We start from the raw sequence: 13,495 nt of genomic DNA, 5'->3' as shown, positions 1-13,495 counted from the left end.
CCTCCTCCCCGACCCCTTCCCTCACACCGTCCCTGGAAGCCGCCGTCAAGGAGATCACGGACGCTCAGTGGTCCCGCATGGTGGCGGCAGGACTGTGGCGCAAGGGCTGCCCAGACGTCCGTGACCAACTGCGCCGCGTGGAGATGAACTACCTCGGCTTCGACGGCAAGGTGCACCGCGGCGTCCTCGTGGTCAACGCCGATGTGACGGCCAGCGTGGTCCGCATCTTCACGCGACTGTTCGAGGAAGGCTTCCCCATCCGCCGGATGGAGCCGATGGAGGTCTACGACGGAGACCTCAACGCCAGCCTGGCCGCCGACAACACCTCCGCGTTCAACTGCCGGCGCCCCGACCAGATCAACGCCCCGTTCAGGGAGTCCCCGCACGCCAACGGCCGCGCGATCGACATCAACCCGTTCGAGAACCCGTGGATCAACCTGCGGACCAAGAAGTGGTCGCCGAGCGCCGAGTACGCCGAGCGCACCGAGGGGAAGGGCAAGATCCTCGAGGGCGGGCTGGTCTGGCAGGCGTTCACGGAGGAGGGATGGGTCTGGCAGGACATCAAGGTGCCCGACTACATGCACTTCGACACCGGGTACCCGTCCGTGCCCTTCAAGGGGCCCACCGCGAGTCCGTCCGCTGCCAGTCCGTCGACAGCGGGGTCGACAGCGGGGCAGTCCGCCCCGGCCGGGTGAGCCGGTCCGGCCGCGCCGCTGACATGCGTTCACATCATGACCCGGGTCCAGGACGCGGCTTCCGGGTCCCCGGGCTTCCGGTTCCTGCTTCCTTTTCCGCTGCACTGAGGTGAGAACACTCATGACACGTCTTCCCGGCCGGTCGCGTAAGTCCCGTCGCCTCCTTGTCCTTGCCGGTGTCTCTGCGGGAGCCGTGCTTCTCGGCGCGTGCGGCGGTGGCATGGGAGGCATGGACATGGGTGACGGCACGTCCGGTTCGCCGTCTGCCTCCACGGCCGCCCATGAGGGCGCGATGGTCATGCCGACGACTGCGCCGGGTCCGTTCAACGACGCGGACGTGGCCTACGCACAGGGCATGATCGCCCACTGCTCGCAGCTCGTGGAGATGTCGGGCCTGGCCCCCGGCCGCGCCTCGAACCAGGAAGTCAAGGATCTGGCGAGCAGGACCATGACCAACGAGAAGACGGAACTCGCCGCCGCACGAGGCTGGCTCAGGTACTGGAACAGGCCCGAGTCCGCCGCCGAGGGCGGCATGGACATGGGCGGCGATGACGGCGGCGACATGAAGATGGCCGACTCGATGTCCGAGGCCGACATGGAGAAGCTCAAGACCGCCGAGGGGGTCGCCTTCGACCGCGCCTTCCTGAAGGCGATGATCGAGCACCGCAATGGCGAGATCGAGATGACCCGGGGCGTGCTCGGGGACGGCCGCAATGCGACCGTGAAGCAGCAGGCAGTCATGATGGCCGCCATGCAGAAGGGCGAGGTCCAGAGCCTGACGCGACTTCTCGCCAAGCTCTGAGCCTGTGCCAGAGGAGCCCGCCGTGGGCGTCGGCCATCGCGTGTGGCAGGAAGGACGGACGCGTTCCCTGCCACCCAATATCACAGGTGTGGGGGCGCGTGACGCCAGCCGTCGCGGACCCCGTCGGCCTGCGTGCGCAGCCGGTTCAGCCCCATGGCGGCAGGCCGCACCTCATGGCCGCAGGCAGACCTCCTGGCCTGGGAAGTGTCCCGGCGGAGTCGGCGCCGCCCTCGCCTCGGCCCGGGAAACGCCCCGAGCGGCGGACCACCGTACGGCAGCGGCCGGACTGTCAGGGTCGACCGGCCCGCCTGATCAGCAGCAGGACCAGGAGCACCACGGCTGCGGCCAGAGGCAGGGTGACCGACAGCAGCAGCCAGGCGGACGGCGCGCGGCCCGGTCCGGAGCTCAGCAGGTCGGCGTGTGCCTGCTGATTCGCCTCCAGTGCCACCAGGAGCACGACACCGGTCGCGACCGCCGCCCCGCGGTTGCGGACCCGGAGGTTCGGCCACCGGCCGCGCAGTCGGCCGACTGCCTCGCGCCCCAGCACTCCGGCCGCACCCAGTACAAGGAGCAGGCTGAGCGGGTTGTAGCGCCATGCCGTGACGAAGTCCCCGAACATCGCCGCGTGTACGCCCCGGGTCCCGCCGCACAGCGGGTCCATCACGCCCGCGTGGTGCAGTGGGCTGTGCAAGTCCACCGGCGGCAGCCCGAGGACGGCCAGCAGCGCACCGGAGGCGAGGCCGACGGCGGCCAGCGGCCCGGCCCACCGGTGTCGGTCGTGCCCCTCCAGATGCACCTGCAACGGCAGCCATCGCCGCCGGCCCTCCGCCCCAGCCGTCGCCGTGTCACTCATCCCGACGTCCTCCATCGCCTGCGGTCTCAAGTCGCCGTTTCGGGCCGCCGTCAGGGTGCCTCCGCGCCCTCATTGTGGACGCTTGGCGGACCGGCCGTGCGCCCGGCGTCGCCCGCCGCGCAGTGAGACGCGGCACGGCAGTGGCCCGGCCGCTCGTCCTACAGCTGTCGGCATCAGCCGCGCTGGGCGGGCTACCGGACATCGGTGCCGGTGAACTGCTGGACTATCAGCAGCCTGACGCATCCGTTGAACGAACGGAACCGCGTGGCGAGGGACTTCATCGCACGGCCTCCTCCGGCACGGTGACGTGGGTGCACCGGGTCCACCGTGCGACCGTGCGCTCGCCGGGGTGGGCGATCGCGTCCGGGTCGGTAGCCGAGAAGGTGCCCAGGAGGTCGTGGGCGCGGCAGTACTCGTCGCTGTAGACGGTGTTCCAGTAGCGGTGCACGCCGTCGGGGAAGACTGCGGCGATCCGGGTGCGCTCGGGCTCGGTGCGGGCCAGCCAGCCCGCGACCAGGGCGACCGCGCCCACGCTCCAGCCGCCGCTGGCGTAGTGGCCGCGGGCCAGTTGGCGGCAGGTCCACACGGCCTCGCCCGGTGCCACCCAGTGAACCTCGTCGAAGGCCGTGTGGTCGACGTTGCCGGGGTGGATGCTGCTGCCCAGGCCGCGCATGAGGCGCGGTCCCGCGGGCTGGCCGAAGACCGTGGAGTTGACCGAGTCGACGCCGACGAGCTTCAGTTCCGGGTTGAAGGTGCGCAGGGTGCGGGCGATGCCGGCCGAGTGGCCGCCGGTGCCGACTGCCGCGACCAGGACGTCGATCCGGCCGAGCTGGACCATCAGTTCGAGGGCGAGCGGGGCGTAGGCGGCGACGTTGTCGGGGTTGTTGTACTGGTCGGGGCACCAGGCCGACGGCGTACGGGCGAGCAGTTCGCGTACGCGCTGCCGGCGGGCTTCCTGCCAGCCGCCCACGGGGTGGGGCTCGGTGACGATGTCCACGTGCGCGCCCAAGGCCCGCAGTTGGTGCACCATCAGCGGCTCCATGCCGGGGTCGGTGACCAGGGTGACCGGGTGGCCGTAGGTGATGCCGGCCAGGGCGAGGCCGAGGCCGAGGGTGCCGCTGGTGGACTCGATGACGGGCGCGCCCGGTGCCAGGTCGCCGCGTTTGCGGGCGGTGGCGACCATGTGCAGGCCCGGGCGGTCTTTGATGCCGCCGGGGTTGGCGCCCTCCAGCTTTGCCCAGAAGCCGCGTCCCGGAGGGTTGAGGGGTTCCCCCACCCACAGGACGGGGGTGTTGCCGACCATGCCAGCAGGGGAGCGGCGCGGGGCCCCGGCCGGTTGGGGGACTTCGTGTGCCGCGAGGAACGAGGTGATGTCGCGCGAGGAGATGCCGCGCAGGGCCGTGCTCATGAGTGGTCCTTCCGCGGCCCGCTCATGGCGGGGCCGCACGTCCGTGCCGTCCGTGGGGGGTGCCGGAACGCCCGGCGGAGACGCCGGGCGGGCACGGTCACGTACGGCTGACGCAGACCAGTTGCAGCAGAGTGAGGCCGGAGGACCCGGGAGCGCGGGACCCTTCCCCGGGCCCCGGGGGAGCCCCGGACGCCGTCGGGTCCTCCGGGCGGCGGCCCAGCGAGAGGAGCGCGAGGAACGGGAACGCCAGGAGCATCGACCCGCTCGCCGCGCGGAGGTCCGCGGGCAGGTCCGCCGGATCGCAGCACAGGTCGGCGTCCTGCCCCGGATGCTCGTCGGCCCAGCCGACCGGGGAACAGGCGGGTCCGGCAGCGAGGGTCCCGTGGGTGTGCGCCCCGTGCTTCCCGTGCGTTGGCGAGGCGGCCGACACCGCGGGACCGTGGTCCTCCGCGGCGTGCACGGCGCACGCCACCAGATGGGCCGTGAGCGTCAGCACCAGGCCCACCAGGAGGACGAGGGCCGGCTTGCGCGACGCCGCGCGGCCGACGGATCCCTGCGGCATGCCACTGATCGTAACTGGAATGTCACGATCAGTCACCTTTTATGCATCTTCGAGTGAAGAGTTCGCTCCTGCCGTGACTCCACCCCGTGTGCTACGAAGGCGTTTAGCGCAGGGCTGGGGGTGAGGATGTCGGGCAGGCGCGACGGGCCGACCGCGCGCGGCTGTTCGCGTGGGCGTGATCAGGTGCAGCTTCGCACCGCGCGGGCCAGGGCGGCGACCTCCTCCTCCGTGTTGTAGTAGTGCACCGACGCCCTGACGACCTCCCCGAGGCCGCGGTCGTCCATGTCCAGCCGGGTGGAGGCCGTCCGGGACACGCTGACGTTGATCCCCTGTGCGGCCAGGGTTGTCCTGACCCGGTCCGCCGCCACGCCGTCCAGCGTGAATGTGGTGATGCCACAGCGCCGTACGCCCAGGTCCCGGACGTTGACGCCGGGGATCTCGGCGAGCCGTTCCCGGAGCGTCCCGGCGAGGCGGGTCACGCGTGCCTGGATCCTCGGCAGGCCCCACCCCAGGGCATGGTCGATGGCGGCGCCGAGGCCGAGCTGGGCGGCGTAGTTGGCCTCCCAGGTCTCGAACCGGCGTGCGTCCGGCCGCATTTCGTACCGGTCGCGCGCGGTCCAGGTGGCGGCGTGCAGGTCGAGCACGGGCGGGACCAACTGGTCGAGTACGTCCTTGCGCACGTAGAGCAGCCCGGTCCCGCGTGGTCCGCGCAGGTACTTGCGGCCGGTGGTGGAGAGCATGTCGCAGCCGATCTCCCCTACGTCGACGGCGAGTTGGCCCACCGACTGGCAGGCGTCCAGGAGATACAGCGCGCCCGCCTCACGGGCGATCTTCCCCACCTCGGCGGCGGGGTTCACGAGCCCTCCGTTGGTGGGGACATGGGTCAGCGAGATGACCCGTACCCGCTCGTCCACCGCCGCGCTCAGGGCGTCGACCGAGATCTGGCCGTGCTCGTCGTTGGGGACGACGTCGACCTGGACGCCGTACCGCTTGGCGACCTGGAGATAGGCGATGAAGTTGCTGCCGTACTCGGCCATGCTGGTCAGGACGCGGTCCCCGGGACGGAACGGGATGCCGTAGAAGGCCATGTCCCAGGCCCGGGTGGCGTTGTCGACCAGGGCGATCTCGTCGCGGCCGCAACCGAGGAGCCGCGCCGCAGAGTCGTACACCGCCTCGATGCGCTCAGCGGCGTGGGCGGCCGCCTCGTAGCCGCCCATGTCCGCCTCCAGGCGCAGGTGGTGTACGGACGCGTCGATGACCTGCCGGGGCATCAGGGCGGCGCCGGCGTTGTTGAAATGGGCCACCTTGGCGCATCCCGGGGTGTCGGCGCGGGCCCGGGCGACCTCCCCGGATGTGAAGTCCCTGTTCTCCTCGGCCTGCCTGTCTTCTCGCGTGTCCGTCAACTCGCCCGCTCCCATCGTGTCGGCTTGTCCGGGCCCTCGTCGTCGGCCCCTTCCTCGGGCAGGTCGTGTGCGACCAGGCGGAGGAACGCCTGCGCCCGCGGGTGGGCCGGACGGCTCAGGAACTCCCGGGGCGGTCCTTCTTCGAGAACGACGCCGCCGTCCATGAAGACCACCCGGTCCGACACCTCCCGCGCGAACTCGACCTCGTGCGTGACGACGACCATGGTCATGCCGTCGCGCGCGAGTTCGCGCATCACCTGAAGGACCTCGGCGTGCAGTTCGGGATCGAGCGCCGAGGTCGGCTCGTCGAAGAGGACGACCTCCGGCTCCATGGCCAGCGCCCGGGCGATGGCGACCCGCTGCTTCTGGCCGCCCGACAGCCGCGCCGGGTACTCGGCGGCCTTGTCGGCCAGGCCGACCCGGTCGAGCAGTCGCCGGGCGAGCGCCTCCGCGTCGGCCCTGGGCATACGCCGTACCGACAGGGGCCCTTCGGCCACGTTGCCCAGGGCGGTCAGGTGGGGGAAGAGGTTGAACTGCTGGAACACCATGGCCGTACGGTGCCGGATCTCCCTCACCTGCCGGGCGCGTTCACGCCGGCGCGCCCGGTCGCCGCACTCCACCGAGCAGCCGCAGACGGCGACGGTGCCGGCGTCGGGCTCCTCCAGCAGGTTCATGCAGCGGATGAGTGTGGTCTTCCCGGAGCCGGAGGGCCCCATCACCACGACCACCTCCCCGCGGGCCACGGTGAGATCGACGCCCTTGAGCACCTCCAGCGCGCCGAATCGCTTTTGAAGGCCGCGTATGTGTATCGGGCTGTCCGTCCGGCCCGGTGTGCCGGGCTGGTCCGTCGTGTTCATGCGTAGGCCCTCCCCAGTCGGCGCTCCAGGGCGCCCTGGCCCAGCGAGAGCGCGGTGTTGATCAGCCAGTAGGCCGCGGCGGCCACGAGGAACGCCTCCATGTAGCGGAAGGTGGAACTGCCGATGGTCTCGGCCGCCCGGGTGAGTTCGACGACGGTCACCGCGGAGGCCAGCGAGGTGTCCTTCATCAGCGCGATGAATCGGCTGCCGATGGGCGGCAGCGCGACCCGGATCGCCTGGGGGGCGACGATCCGCCGGAGCATTCGCCAGTACGGCATGCCCATCGAGTGGGCCGCCTCCCACTGGCCGCGGTCGACGGCGATGATCCCGGCGCGGAAGTTCTCGCTGAGGTACGCCGCGGCGTACAGCGTGAGGGCGAGGATCGCCGAGGGGATCGGCTCGATCAGGATGCCGAGCTGCGGAAGGCCGTAGTAGACGAGCATGATCTGGATCAGCAGCGGTGTGCCGCGGAACACCGACACGTAGGCGATGGCGAGGCCCTTGAGCAGTCGGAACCGGGAGATCCTGGCCAGCCCGACGAGGGCGCCGAGGATGCAGCCGAGCACGAACGACACCACGCCGAGCAGGAGCGTGACGCCCATCGCGCGCAGGAGGTCGGGGAAGTCGCGGACGATCAGATCCATGGCTGTTCTCCTCCCTCCCGTCAACCCGCTTGGCCGGCGGGCAGCTTGCGCAGCTCGGCGGCCATGTCGAGGCCGCCGAGCCAGCGGCGCGAGATGGCCGACAGCGTGCCGTCGCCGATCATGTCGTTCAGCGCCTTGTCGACCTTCCCCTTGAGGTCCTGCTGGCCCTTGCGGAACGTCATGCCGTTGACCTCGGTCTCCAGCAGCGCTCCGGTGGCCTTCACCCGCAGGTCGTTCTTGTCGGCGAGGTAGGCGCCCTGGAACTTCGACACGAGCGCGGCGTCGGCCCGGCCCTGTCCGACGTCCGTCAGGGCGAGCGTGGCGTTCTTGTACGTCTTGATCCGCGCGCCCGGGATCTTCGTACGGGCGTACTCGGCCTGCGTGGTGCCCTCGGTCACCGCGATCCGTCTGCCCTTCAGGGAGGCGAGCCCGGTGATGGAGGTGTTGCCCGTGCCGACGAAGACGGAGATGCCGTTGACCTCGTACGGACGTGAGAAGTCGACCTGCTGCCTGCGCTCCGCGGTGATCGTCTGGCCCGAGATGACGATGTCGAACCGGTTGGCCCGCACTCCCTCGATGAAGCTGCCGAAGTCCGAGCCGACGAACTCGACCTTGCCGATGCCGAGCCGCTTCGCCAGCTCACGGGCCACGTCGACGTCGTAGCCGACCGGTTCGTTGTCGCCGTCAAGGAAGTTCCACGGCGGGTTGGCCTGGGTGAGGGCGACCCTCAGGGTGCCCTTGGAGCGCGCGTTGTCGAGGGTGCTGTCGCTCGCAGCGGCCGAGCACCCGGTGGCTGTCACTGCGCCGGTCACGAGCAGTGCCGCGAGTTGGAGACATCGGGAGGTCTGACGGTTGTTCACAGTCGCGGTCCTTCCTGATCACAGCAGCCCGGGCCGCTCCAAGCGGGGGCACCGGTCCACGTCGTCTTCGGCGACGCGTGAACCGGGTAGGAAGGTAGAGGGCTGCTGCCGACGGAATTGTGAGGGGCGCATCGGCAGAGTGCTCCTTACTCGCAGGGAGCGTCAAGTACCCCGTGGGGGTATTTACTTCAGGGAAACCGGCGTTTCGAGCGCGTGTCCGCCGGACGGTCGGCGTGGGCGGCCCCGATCGGTGGCGAGGATACGAGCGGTCCGGCGGTCGGCCCGGGCGAGAGCCGGCGGTGACCGTCCTGCCGTACGGGGTGGCCCGCTACCTGTCCTCGCTCGTACTCGGGCCTGGTCTCGCGCCCGTGACCGTCGGCACGCTGGGGGCGTGAAGGGCGGATCGTGGGCCGACCGGGTGAAGACCTCGTAGGTACACTCGGCGCGTGCGTATGACACCGGCCGCTCGGCTGGCTCTGCTTCTCATGGTCCTGGCGGCAGCGGCCGGTTCCCTGTTTCTGTGGAATCCCCGGCGGCTCCTCACTCAGGGGCTGCTCGCGCCGGACGTTCCCGCGGTCTGGGCAGGGCTCGGCTTCGTACTCGTGTTCGCGATCGGCACCCTGGCCTTCTTCCCCAAGCCGGTGCTGAACATCGCGGCCGGGGTCTTCTTCGGCATCCCCGCAGGGTTGGTGCTCGCGGTGGCGGGGACGACTCTCGGCGCGGTCCTGGCGTTCGCGCTCGGTCGGGGGCTGGGCCGTGAGGCGCTTCAGCCGTTCCTCAGGGGAAAGGTGCTGGGGGCGCTGGACCGGCGGCTCACCGAGCAGGGGTTCCGAAGCGTCTTCCTGCTGCGCGTCGTGCCGGGCGTTCCCTTCCAGGCGGTGAACTTCGCGGCGGCCTTCTCCGGTGTGCGGCTGCACTCCTTCGCCGCCGCGACGGCACTGGGTGTGCTGCCCGGGACGGCGGCCTACGTCGTCGCCGGGTCCTCGGCCTCGTCGCCGACCTCGCCGGCGTTCCTGATCTCGGCCGGTGTCATGGTCGCGCTCGCAGTACTGACCTTCGGCTCCATGTGGCGGTCCCGGCGGGCGATCACCGCGCCCACGGCTCATGGGGTGGCCTGACGGGGCTGATCGGTTGGTCGCCGCGACGTCCGCCTCGAGAGTCCAGGGGACCCGGTTCCGGCGAACCAGAGGATCCGGTGGCCGGCCGAGTCGTCGGGGCCCGTTCGCGCCGCTGTCGTGGACAGCCGGGGTCGCGCTGGGGTGGACCGCCGCCCGCGCAGTCGCTGGTCCGATCTGCGTCTTGCGCATCGCGCCGCAGCGAGCGCAGCTGGACACAGCGTCCTGACGACCTCAGTTCCTATACGCCTTAGTACCTAAGTCACATAGGATGTGAGTGTTGACTGCCATCGTTCGCACAGAAGCGCGGAGATGACTGAGCCGCCGCGCGGTACGGCCTGCGCCGACAGGCCACACCGTTCGCGCCGAAGGGAGAAGCCTGATGAGTCAGTTGCTCACCGTCCTGCCCCTGCTGGCCTGCCCGCTGGGCATGGGCCTCATGATGTGGTTCATGAGCCGGTCCGGCCGCCGCCAGGCCGAGACCTACACGGCGGAGGGCACAACAGCGTCGGCCCCGAGTGATCCGCGACGCAAGGAGCTGGAGGCGCTGCGCGCCGAGGTCGAGGAGCTGCGGGCCGAGGTCGGCCATCGGCCTGACGTCCCGGTTCGGGAGCGGACACTGTGAGCGGCTACGCGCTGCCCCTCCTCCTCGCCGTGGCGTCGGCGGCGATGATGTATTTCTGCTGCGTGCGGCCGATGCGCCGGGGTGCCGCCGGGCACGCGGGCCCGGATCGGCAGGCCGCGGCGCGATCGTGCTGCGGGGCGCCGGGCGCACAGTCGGCCCCGGACACGGACGTCGACGCCGAGATCAAGCGACTGCGGGAAGAGGCCCGGCTGCTGCGTCACGAGGCGGATCTGCGCTCCGACGACACCGGGCAGCCCGTGAAGGATGAGATCCGCTGACCAGATCGCTCCTTCCCGTACGGCGTCCCGACGCCGTCTCCCGCCCCGTGGGCGCGTCGGGACGGCACGTGTGCGCCGTCGGCGTGCTGGGGGCCGCGACCTTCACCGCTTGCGGTGCTGCCAAGGGCTCGCAGCAGAGCAGAGGCATTCCCGCGGCGGCGACCGGCGCCTCGGTGTCCCGCTACTTCCCGTCGGCGAGGCGCAGGCTCACTCCCGCCCTGTCCGGCACCACGCTCACCGGGCGTCCGTGCTCGCGCTCCAGCGCGGCTACGGCATCACGTATCCGAGCATCTTCGGCCCCGGACGGCCGTACCCTGCCGGCTTCCGGTGCATGGCCCCGAGAGCCCTCCCCACCGCCTACGTACTCGACCGCTCCGGAAAGGTGGCCGCGTTCTCCTTCGGCCCCCTGACATTCAGGGACTTCTTCCCGATCATCCAGTGCGTCGCCGCCGGGAGGCGGCGACCGTCCAACCCGGCGGGATGTACGCGGGCCGCCCGCGCCGACTGTCTCCGCCCTCACGACCCCTGCGAAGGAAGCACGATCATGTCCTCCACATCGTCCCGCAAGACGAAGCCGTCGGCCGCGGCAGCCAAGTCGACGGCAGCCGCCAGGCCCACCAAGGGCGAACGCCGCCGGGCCAGGGCAGCCGAGCAGGCCGCCGCGGCACGGCGCGCCGAGCAGCGGGCGCGGCGGCTGCGCTGGGGCGGCGCGGCCCTGGCCGTGGTGGCGGTCGCGGCGGGCGGGGTCTTCCTGACCACCCGCGGCGACGGCGGCGGCGGCTCGTCCAGCGGGTCGGCGACCAGGCCCCTCGTGGGCGGGGACCTGCACACGGTGTCGGTGGTCGGCAGCCGGCTCTACGTGGGCGGGCACGCGGCCGTCGCCGCCTCCGGCAACGGGGGCAAGACCTGGCAGGACGTGCCCTCGCTGCGCGGGGCCGACGCCATGGGGTGGGCGAGCACGAACGACGCCGTGCTGGTGGGCGGGCACCCGGGGCTGTACCGGTCGACCGACGGCGGAGCCACCTTCACCAAGGTGACCGGCAAGAACGCGCTCGGTGACGTCCACGCCATCGGCGGCGCCGGCGACACCGTCTACGTCGGCTCTCCCGAGTCCGGGCTGCTCGCCTCCACCGACGGCGGCACGACCTGGAAGGCGGTCAACGTCGAGGCGGGCCGCTCCTTCATGGGCACCATCCTGGTCGACCCGAAGGACCCGCAGCGCCTCATCGCCCCCGACATGTCCAGCGGCCTGCAGACCAGCGCCGACGGCGGGAAGACCTGGAAGGAGCTGGGCGGCCCGATGGGCGCGATGGCCGCTGCCTGGAACCCCAAGGACATCAACCGGATCATCGCCGTCGGCATGGACGGCGCCCAGCTGAGCACCGACGGCGGCAAGACCTGGAAGGACGCCGACGTGCCCAAGGGCACCAGCGCGGTCGGCTACGACGCCACCGGCAGCACCCTGTACGCGGGCGCGCTCGACGGCAAGACCGCTCGCGTCTACCGCAGCACCGACGGCGGCACCAGTTGGAAGGCCACTTCGTGACGACGCGCCGCGACGCGGAAGAGGTCGAAGAGGACCGCAGCGGGGCCGCCGCCGGCAGACCCGACTCCGCGGCGGGGCCCGCCGCCCCGCCGCTCAGCCGCAGGGCGGGTCTGCTGCTGTCGGTGGTGGCCGCCGCCGTGGTGCTCGCCCTGGCCACCTCCGCAGTGGTGGCCCTGCGGGGCGGTTCCGGCGGCGGTACTGGTTCGGCCGCCACTGCCGAGCCGAGCGCCACGGCGTCCTTCGTCACCCCGCCCTCCGCCCAGGTCCGTCCCGTGCACGAGGCCCTCCACGACATCGACGCCACATGCCGCGCCAAGGACAAGAGCGCCAGGCAGACGTCGCTCACCCGGGACGTCGACACGATCATCGACTTCTCCCGGCGCTACCCCGACGCACGCTTCCCGATCGACGACGAGACCGGAACCACGCTGTCCCTGCTGCTGGTGACCAGGCAGAGCATGCGTACGTGCGCACCGGCCCTGGTGACCCGCGTGGACGGCGCACTGCCGCCCGACTTCCGCGACCCCGCCGCCAGCACGGCCTCGTGACGAGGGCGACCGCACGCCGGGGGAGTGCTGGCCCCGCCGGGCACGGCTATTTCTCCGGCACGTCGCCGTCGGTCACGTGCGCGGGTCCCGGCACGGGCAGACGTATGCCGCGGGCCTCGGCGACGCGCAGCACGCACGTGGGGCAGGCATTCGGCGGATCGCACCCGAGGTCGCCATGGGACATGCGGACGGGCCCGCAGGAGGTGTCCCCGGCGGGCCCGTCAGTCCGGCATTCTCAGTGGGGTGCGGGGGCTGCTTGCGGTGGGACAGCCTGCTGGGTGGGTGCGTTGGCGGTACGCGGTTCCAGGACCCGCTCGGCGAGGTGGCCGAAGATCAGGCCGAAGGATGCCCACAGAAGAAGCTGCATGCCGGCCGCGGCGACGCGGAAGTCCCAGACCACATTGGCCGGGAAGCCCTCGGGCATCTCGTTGACCGCGGGGAGGAACGCAAGCGCGAGGCCGACTGCCACCACGAAGGCCACGGAGGCGGTGATGGTCGCGTTCCAGTTGCCCAGGCGTGGGGCCAGCCGCTGGCCCAGGACGACGGCCGCGATGCCGATCAGCACACTGAGCGCGATCATCAGCCAGTACAGGGCGGTGCGCTGGTTGAGGGTGTCGGGGCTGCTGACCGCCGGGGGACTCGCCGGGTACTTGAGGAACGGCACCAGGAACACGGTGACGAAGCCGCCCAGGGCGACCAGGCCCGCGGTGGCCCGCGGACCGAAGCGGCCTATGCGGCCCAGGGCGAAGCAGAAGGCCAGGGCGGCGATTCCGGCGAACGCGGTGGTGAAGAAGAGCACGCCGGTGGCCAGGCCGGCGGTCTCCTGCAGGGTTCGGCTGACCAGTTCCGGGCCGTGTTCGGTCTCGTGGGCGGCTTCGAAGACGAGTGCGGACCTCAGCGGCGATTCACCCACGAGGTAGGCGAACCCGAAGACCAGCACCCCGGTGGCGATGCCGGTGAGCATGCCACGGACCAGGAGGGTTCTGACGGTGGCGGAGTTCATGTGCGCGGCCTCGTCTCAGTGGCAGGGGAAGCCGAGCAGGTGGCGTCCGTCGTGCACCCACTCGTGCACGCCCTCGCCGGAGAAGACAGCCGCCGTGCCGCCTTCGGCGCCGACGAAGTACAGCAGGATCAGCATCAGGATGCCGAAGAACGCCGCCCAGGGCAGGATCGCCCGGACGGGGAGGGTGAGGGGAGGGGGCGCGGCGTGGTGCAGTAGAGGAGAGAACTGGCGAGGCGGCGGGTCTGCTGCGTGAGGTAAGCGCGGCAGGAGCCGAAGCTGGCGGCGCTTTTCTGGAT

The 13,495-nt window shown here is 71.3% G+C and carries 16 protein-coding genes; 7 read left to right on the top strand and 9 right to left on the bottom strand.

Going from position 1 to position 13,495, the window contains the following annotated elements; all coding sequences use genetic code 11:
- Both CCN44_RS17995 and CCN44_RS17990 read left to right on the top strand, forming a co-directional pair.
- The coding region (locus CCN44_RS17995) for a M15 family metallopeptidase (protein WP_244203934.1) at positions 1 to 695 on the top strand (695 nt) is incomplete at its 5' end.
- Positions 696 to 930: 235 nt separating this feature from the next.
- Positions 931 to 1,497, top strand: a complete 567-nt coding sequence (locus tag CCN44_RS17990; protein WP_158103113.1) for a DUF305 domain-containing protein — start codon at positions 931 to 933, stop codon at positions 1,495 to 1,497.
- Positions 1,498 to 1,786: 289 nt separating this feature from the next.
- Here the strand turns inward: CCN44_RS17990 and CCN44_RS17985 are convergent, their stop codons facing one another.
- From CCN44_RS17985 to CCN44_RS17955, 7 genes are all read right to left on the bottom strand, one after another.
- Positions 1,787 to 2,350, bottom strand: coding sequence for a DUF2752 domain-containing protein (locus CCN44_RS17985; protein WP_158103112.1), 564 nt, complete (start codon positions 2,348 to 2,350; stop codon positions 1,787 to 1,789).
- A 277-nt stretch (positions 2,351 to 2,627) separates the two neighbouring features.
- Positions 2,628 to 3,758 (bottom strand): PLP-dependent cysteine synthase family protein, encoded by a 1,131-nt coding sequence (locus tag CCN44_RS17980; protein ID WP_086698232.1) that lies wholly within the window; start codon positions 3,756 to 3,758, stop codon positions 2,628 to 2,630.
- 97 nt (positions 3,759 to 3,855) lie between these two features.
- Positions 3,856 to 4,320, bottom strand: a complete 465-nt coding sequence (locus CCN44_RS17975) for a hypothetical protein (protein WP_086698231.1) — start codon at positions 4,318 to 4,320, stop codon at positions 3,856 to 3,858.
- A 179-nt stretch (positions 4,321 to 4,499) separates the two neighbouring features.
- The gene (locus tag CCN44_RS17970) at positions 4,500 to 5,723 is read right to left on the bottom strand and encodes an aminotransferase class V-fold PLP-dependent enzyme (protein WP_237480917.1); all 1,224 of its coding nucleotides are present in this window, start codon (positions 5,721 to 5,723) and stop codon (positions 4,500 to 4,502) included.
- On the bottom strand, positions 5,720 to 6,580 hold the full coding sequence (locus tag CCN44_RS17965; RefSeq protein WP_086698229.1) for an amino acid ABC transporter ATP-binding protein: 861 nt from the start codon (positions 6,578 to 6,580) through the stop codon (positions 5,720 to 5,722). Before CCN44_RS17965 ends, CCN44_RS17970 begins: the two co-directional genes overlap by 4 nt.
- Entirely contained in the window at positions 6,577 to 7,224 is a 648-nt protein-coding gene (locus CCN44_RS17960; RefSeq protein ID WP_033309283.1) for an amino acid ABC transporter permease, read from the bottom strand. Before CCN44_RS17960 ends, CCN44_RS17965 begins: the two co-directional genes overlap by 4 nt.
- 20 nt (positions 7,225 to 7,244) lie before the next feature.
- Complete coding sequence (locus CCN44_RS17955) at positions 7,245 to 8,084, bottom strand: transporter substrate-binding domain-containing protein (protein WP_086698228.1); 840 nt, start codon at positions 8,082 to 8,084, stop codon at positions 7,245 to 7,247.
- 452 nt (positions 8,085 to 8,536) lie between these two features.
- Here CCN44_RS17955 and CCN44_RS17950 point away from each other — a divergent pair, with 452 nt between their 5' ends.
- The 5 genes from CCN44_RS17950 (at position 8,537) to CCN44_RS17930 (ending at position 12,196) form a co-directional block, all read left to right on the top strand.
- Positions 8,537 to 9,202, top strand: coding sequence for a TVP38/TMEM64 family protein (locus tag CCN44_RS17950; RefSeq protein WP_086698227.1), 666 nt, complete (start codon positions 8,537 to 8,539; stop codon positions 9,200 to 9,202).
- Between the two features lie 379 nt (positions 9,203 to 9,581).
- Positions 9,582 to 9,824: a hypothetical protein gene (locus CCN44_RS17945; protein WP_086698226.1), complete on the top strand. Its 243-nt coding sequence runs from the start codon at positions 9,582 to 9,584 to the stop codon at positions 9,822 to 9,824.
- Positions 9,821 to 10,102 carry a hypothetical protein gene (locus tag CCN44_RS17940; RefSeq protein WP_086698225.1) on the top strand — a complete coding sequence of 94 codons (282 nt, stop codon included), beginning with the start codon at positions 9,821 to 9,823 and terminating at the stop codon, positions 10,100 to 10,102. Before CCN44_RS17945 ends, CCN44_RS17940 begins: the two co-directional genes overlap by 4 nt.
- Before the next feature lie 544 nt (positions 10,103 to 10,646).
- The gene (locus tag CCN44_RS44065; protein WP_143649838.1) at positions 10,647 to 11,648 is read left to right on the top strand and encodes a WD40/YVTN/BNR-like repeat-containing protein; all 1,002 of its coding nucleotides are present in this window, start codon (positions 10,647 to 10,649) and stop codon (positions 11,646 to 11,648) included.
- Positions 11,645 to 12,196 carry a hypothetical protein gene (locus tag CCN44_RS17930; RefSeq protein WP_086698223.1) on the top strand — a complete coding sequence of 184 codons (552 nt, stop codon included), beginning with the start codon at positions 11,645 to 11,647 and terminating at the stop codon, positions 12,194 to 12,196. Before CCN44_RS44065 ends, CCN44_RS17930 begins: the two co-directional genes overlap by 4 nt.
- A gap of 235 nt (positions 12,197 to 12,431) precedes the next feature.
- Here CCN44_RS17930 and CCN44_RS17925 read toward each other — a convergent pair whose 3' ends face one another.
- The gene (locus CCN44_RS17925) at positions 12,432 to 13,199 is read right to left on the bottom strand and encodes a CbtA family protein (RefSeq protein WP_086698222.1); all 768 of its coding nucleotides are present in this window, start codon (positions 13,197 to 13,199) and stop codon (positions 12,432 to 12,434) included.
- Positions 13,200 to 13,214: 15 nt separating this feature from the next.
- Complete coding sequence (locus CCN44_RS17920; RefSeq protein ID WP_086698221.1) at positions 13,215 to 13,412, bottom strand: CbtB domain-containing protein; 198 nt, start codon at positions 13,410 to 13,412, stop codon at positions 13,215 to 13,217.
- Positions 13,413 to 13,495 lie beyond the last annotated feature (83 nt).

The sequence above is a fragment of the Streptomyces tricolor genome (assembly GCF_002155905.1).
GTDB lineage: Bacteria > Actinomycetota > Actinomycetes > Streptomycetales > Streptomycetaceae > Streptomyces > Streptomyces tricolor.
This window is presented reverse-complemented; position numbering and strand designations above follow the sequence as displayed.

What these genes read in the sequence shown, in the direction of transcription:
- CCN44_RS17990 (WP_158103113.1), top strand. Translation starts at nt 931, where the DNA reads ATGGGTGACGGCACGTCCGGTTCGCCGTCTGCCTCCACGGCCGCCCAT.
- CCN44_RS17985 (WP_158103112.1), bottom strand. Translation starts at nt 2,350, where the DNA reads ATGAGTGACACGGCGACGGCTGGGGCGGAGGGCCGGCGGCGATGGCTG.
- CCN44_RS17980 (WP_086698232.1), bottom strand. Translation starts at nt 3,758, where the DNA reads ATGAGCACGGCCCTGCGCGGCATCTCCTCGCGCGACATCACCTCGTTC.
- CCN44_RS17975 (WP_086698231.1), bottom strand. Translation starts at nt 4,320, where the DNA reads ATGCCGCAGGGATCCGTCGGCCGCGCGGCGTCGCGCAAGCCGGCCCTC.
- CCN44_RS17965 (WP_086698229.1), bottom strand. Translation starts at nt 6,580, where the DNA reads ATGAACACGACGGACCAGCCCGGCACACCGGGCCGGACGGACAGCCCG.
- CCN44_RS17960 (WP_033309283.1), bottom strand. Translation starts at nt 7,224, where the DNA reads ATGGATCTGATCGTCCGCGACTTCCCCGACCTCCTGCGCGCGATGGGC.
- CCN44_RS17950 (WP_086698227.1), top strand. Translation starts at nt 8,537, where the DNA reads ATGACACCGGCCGCTCGGCTGGCTCTGCTTCTCATGGTCCTGGCGGCA.
- CCN44_RS17945 (WP_086698226.1), top strand. Translation starts at nt 9,582, where the DNA reads ATGAGTCAGTTGCTCACCGTCCTGCCCCTGCTGGCCTGCCCGCTGGGC.
- CCN44_RS44065 (WP_143649838.1), top strand. Translation starts at nt 10,647, where the DNA reads ATGTCCTCCACATCGTCCCGCAAGACGAAGCCGTCGGCCGCGGCAGCC.
- CCN44_RS17925 (WP_086698222.1), bottom strand. Translation starts at nt 13,199, where the DNA reads ATGAACTCCGCCACCGTCAGAACCCTCCTGGTCCGTGGCATGCTCACC.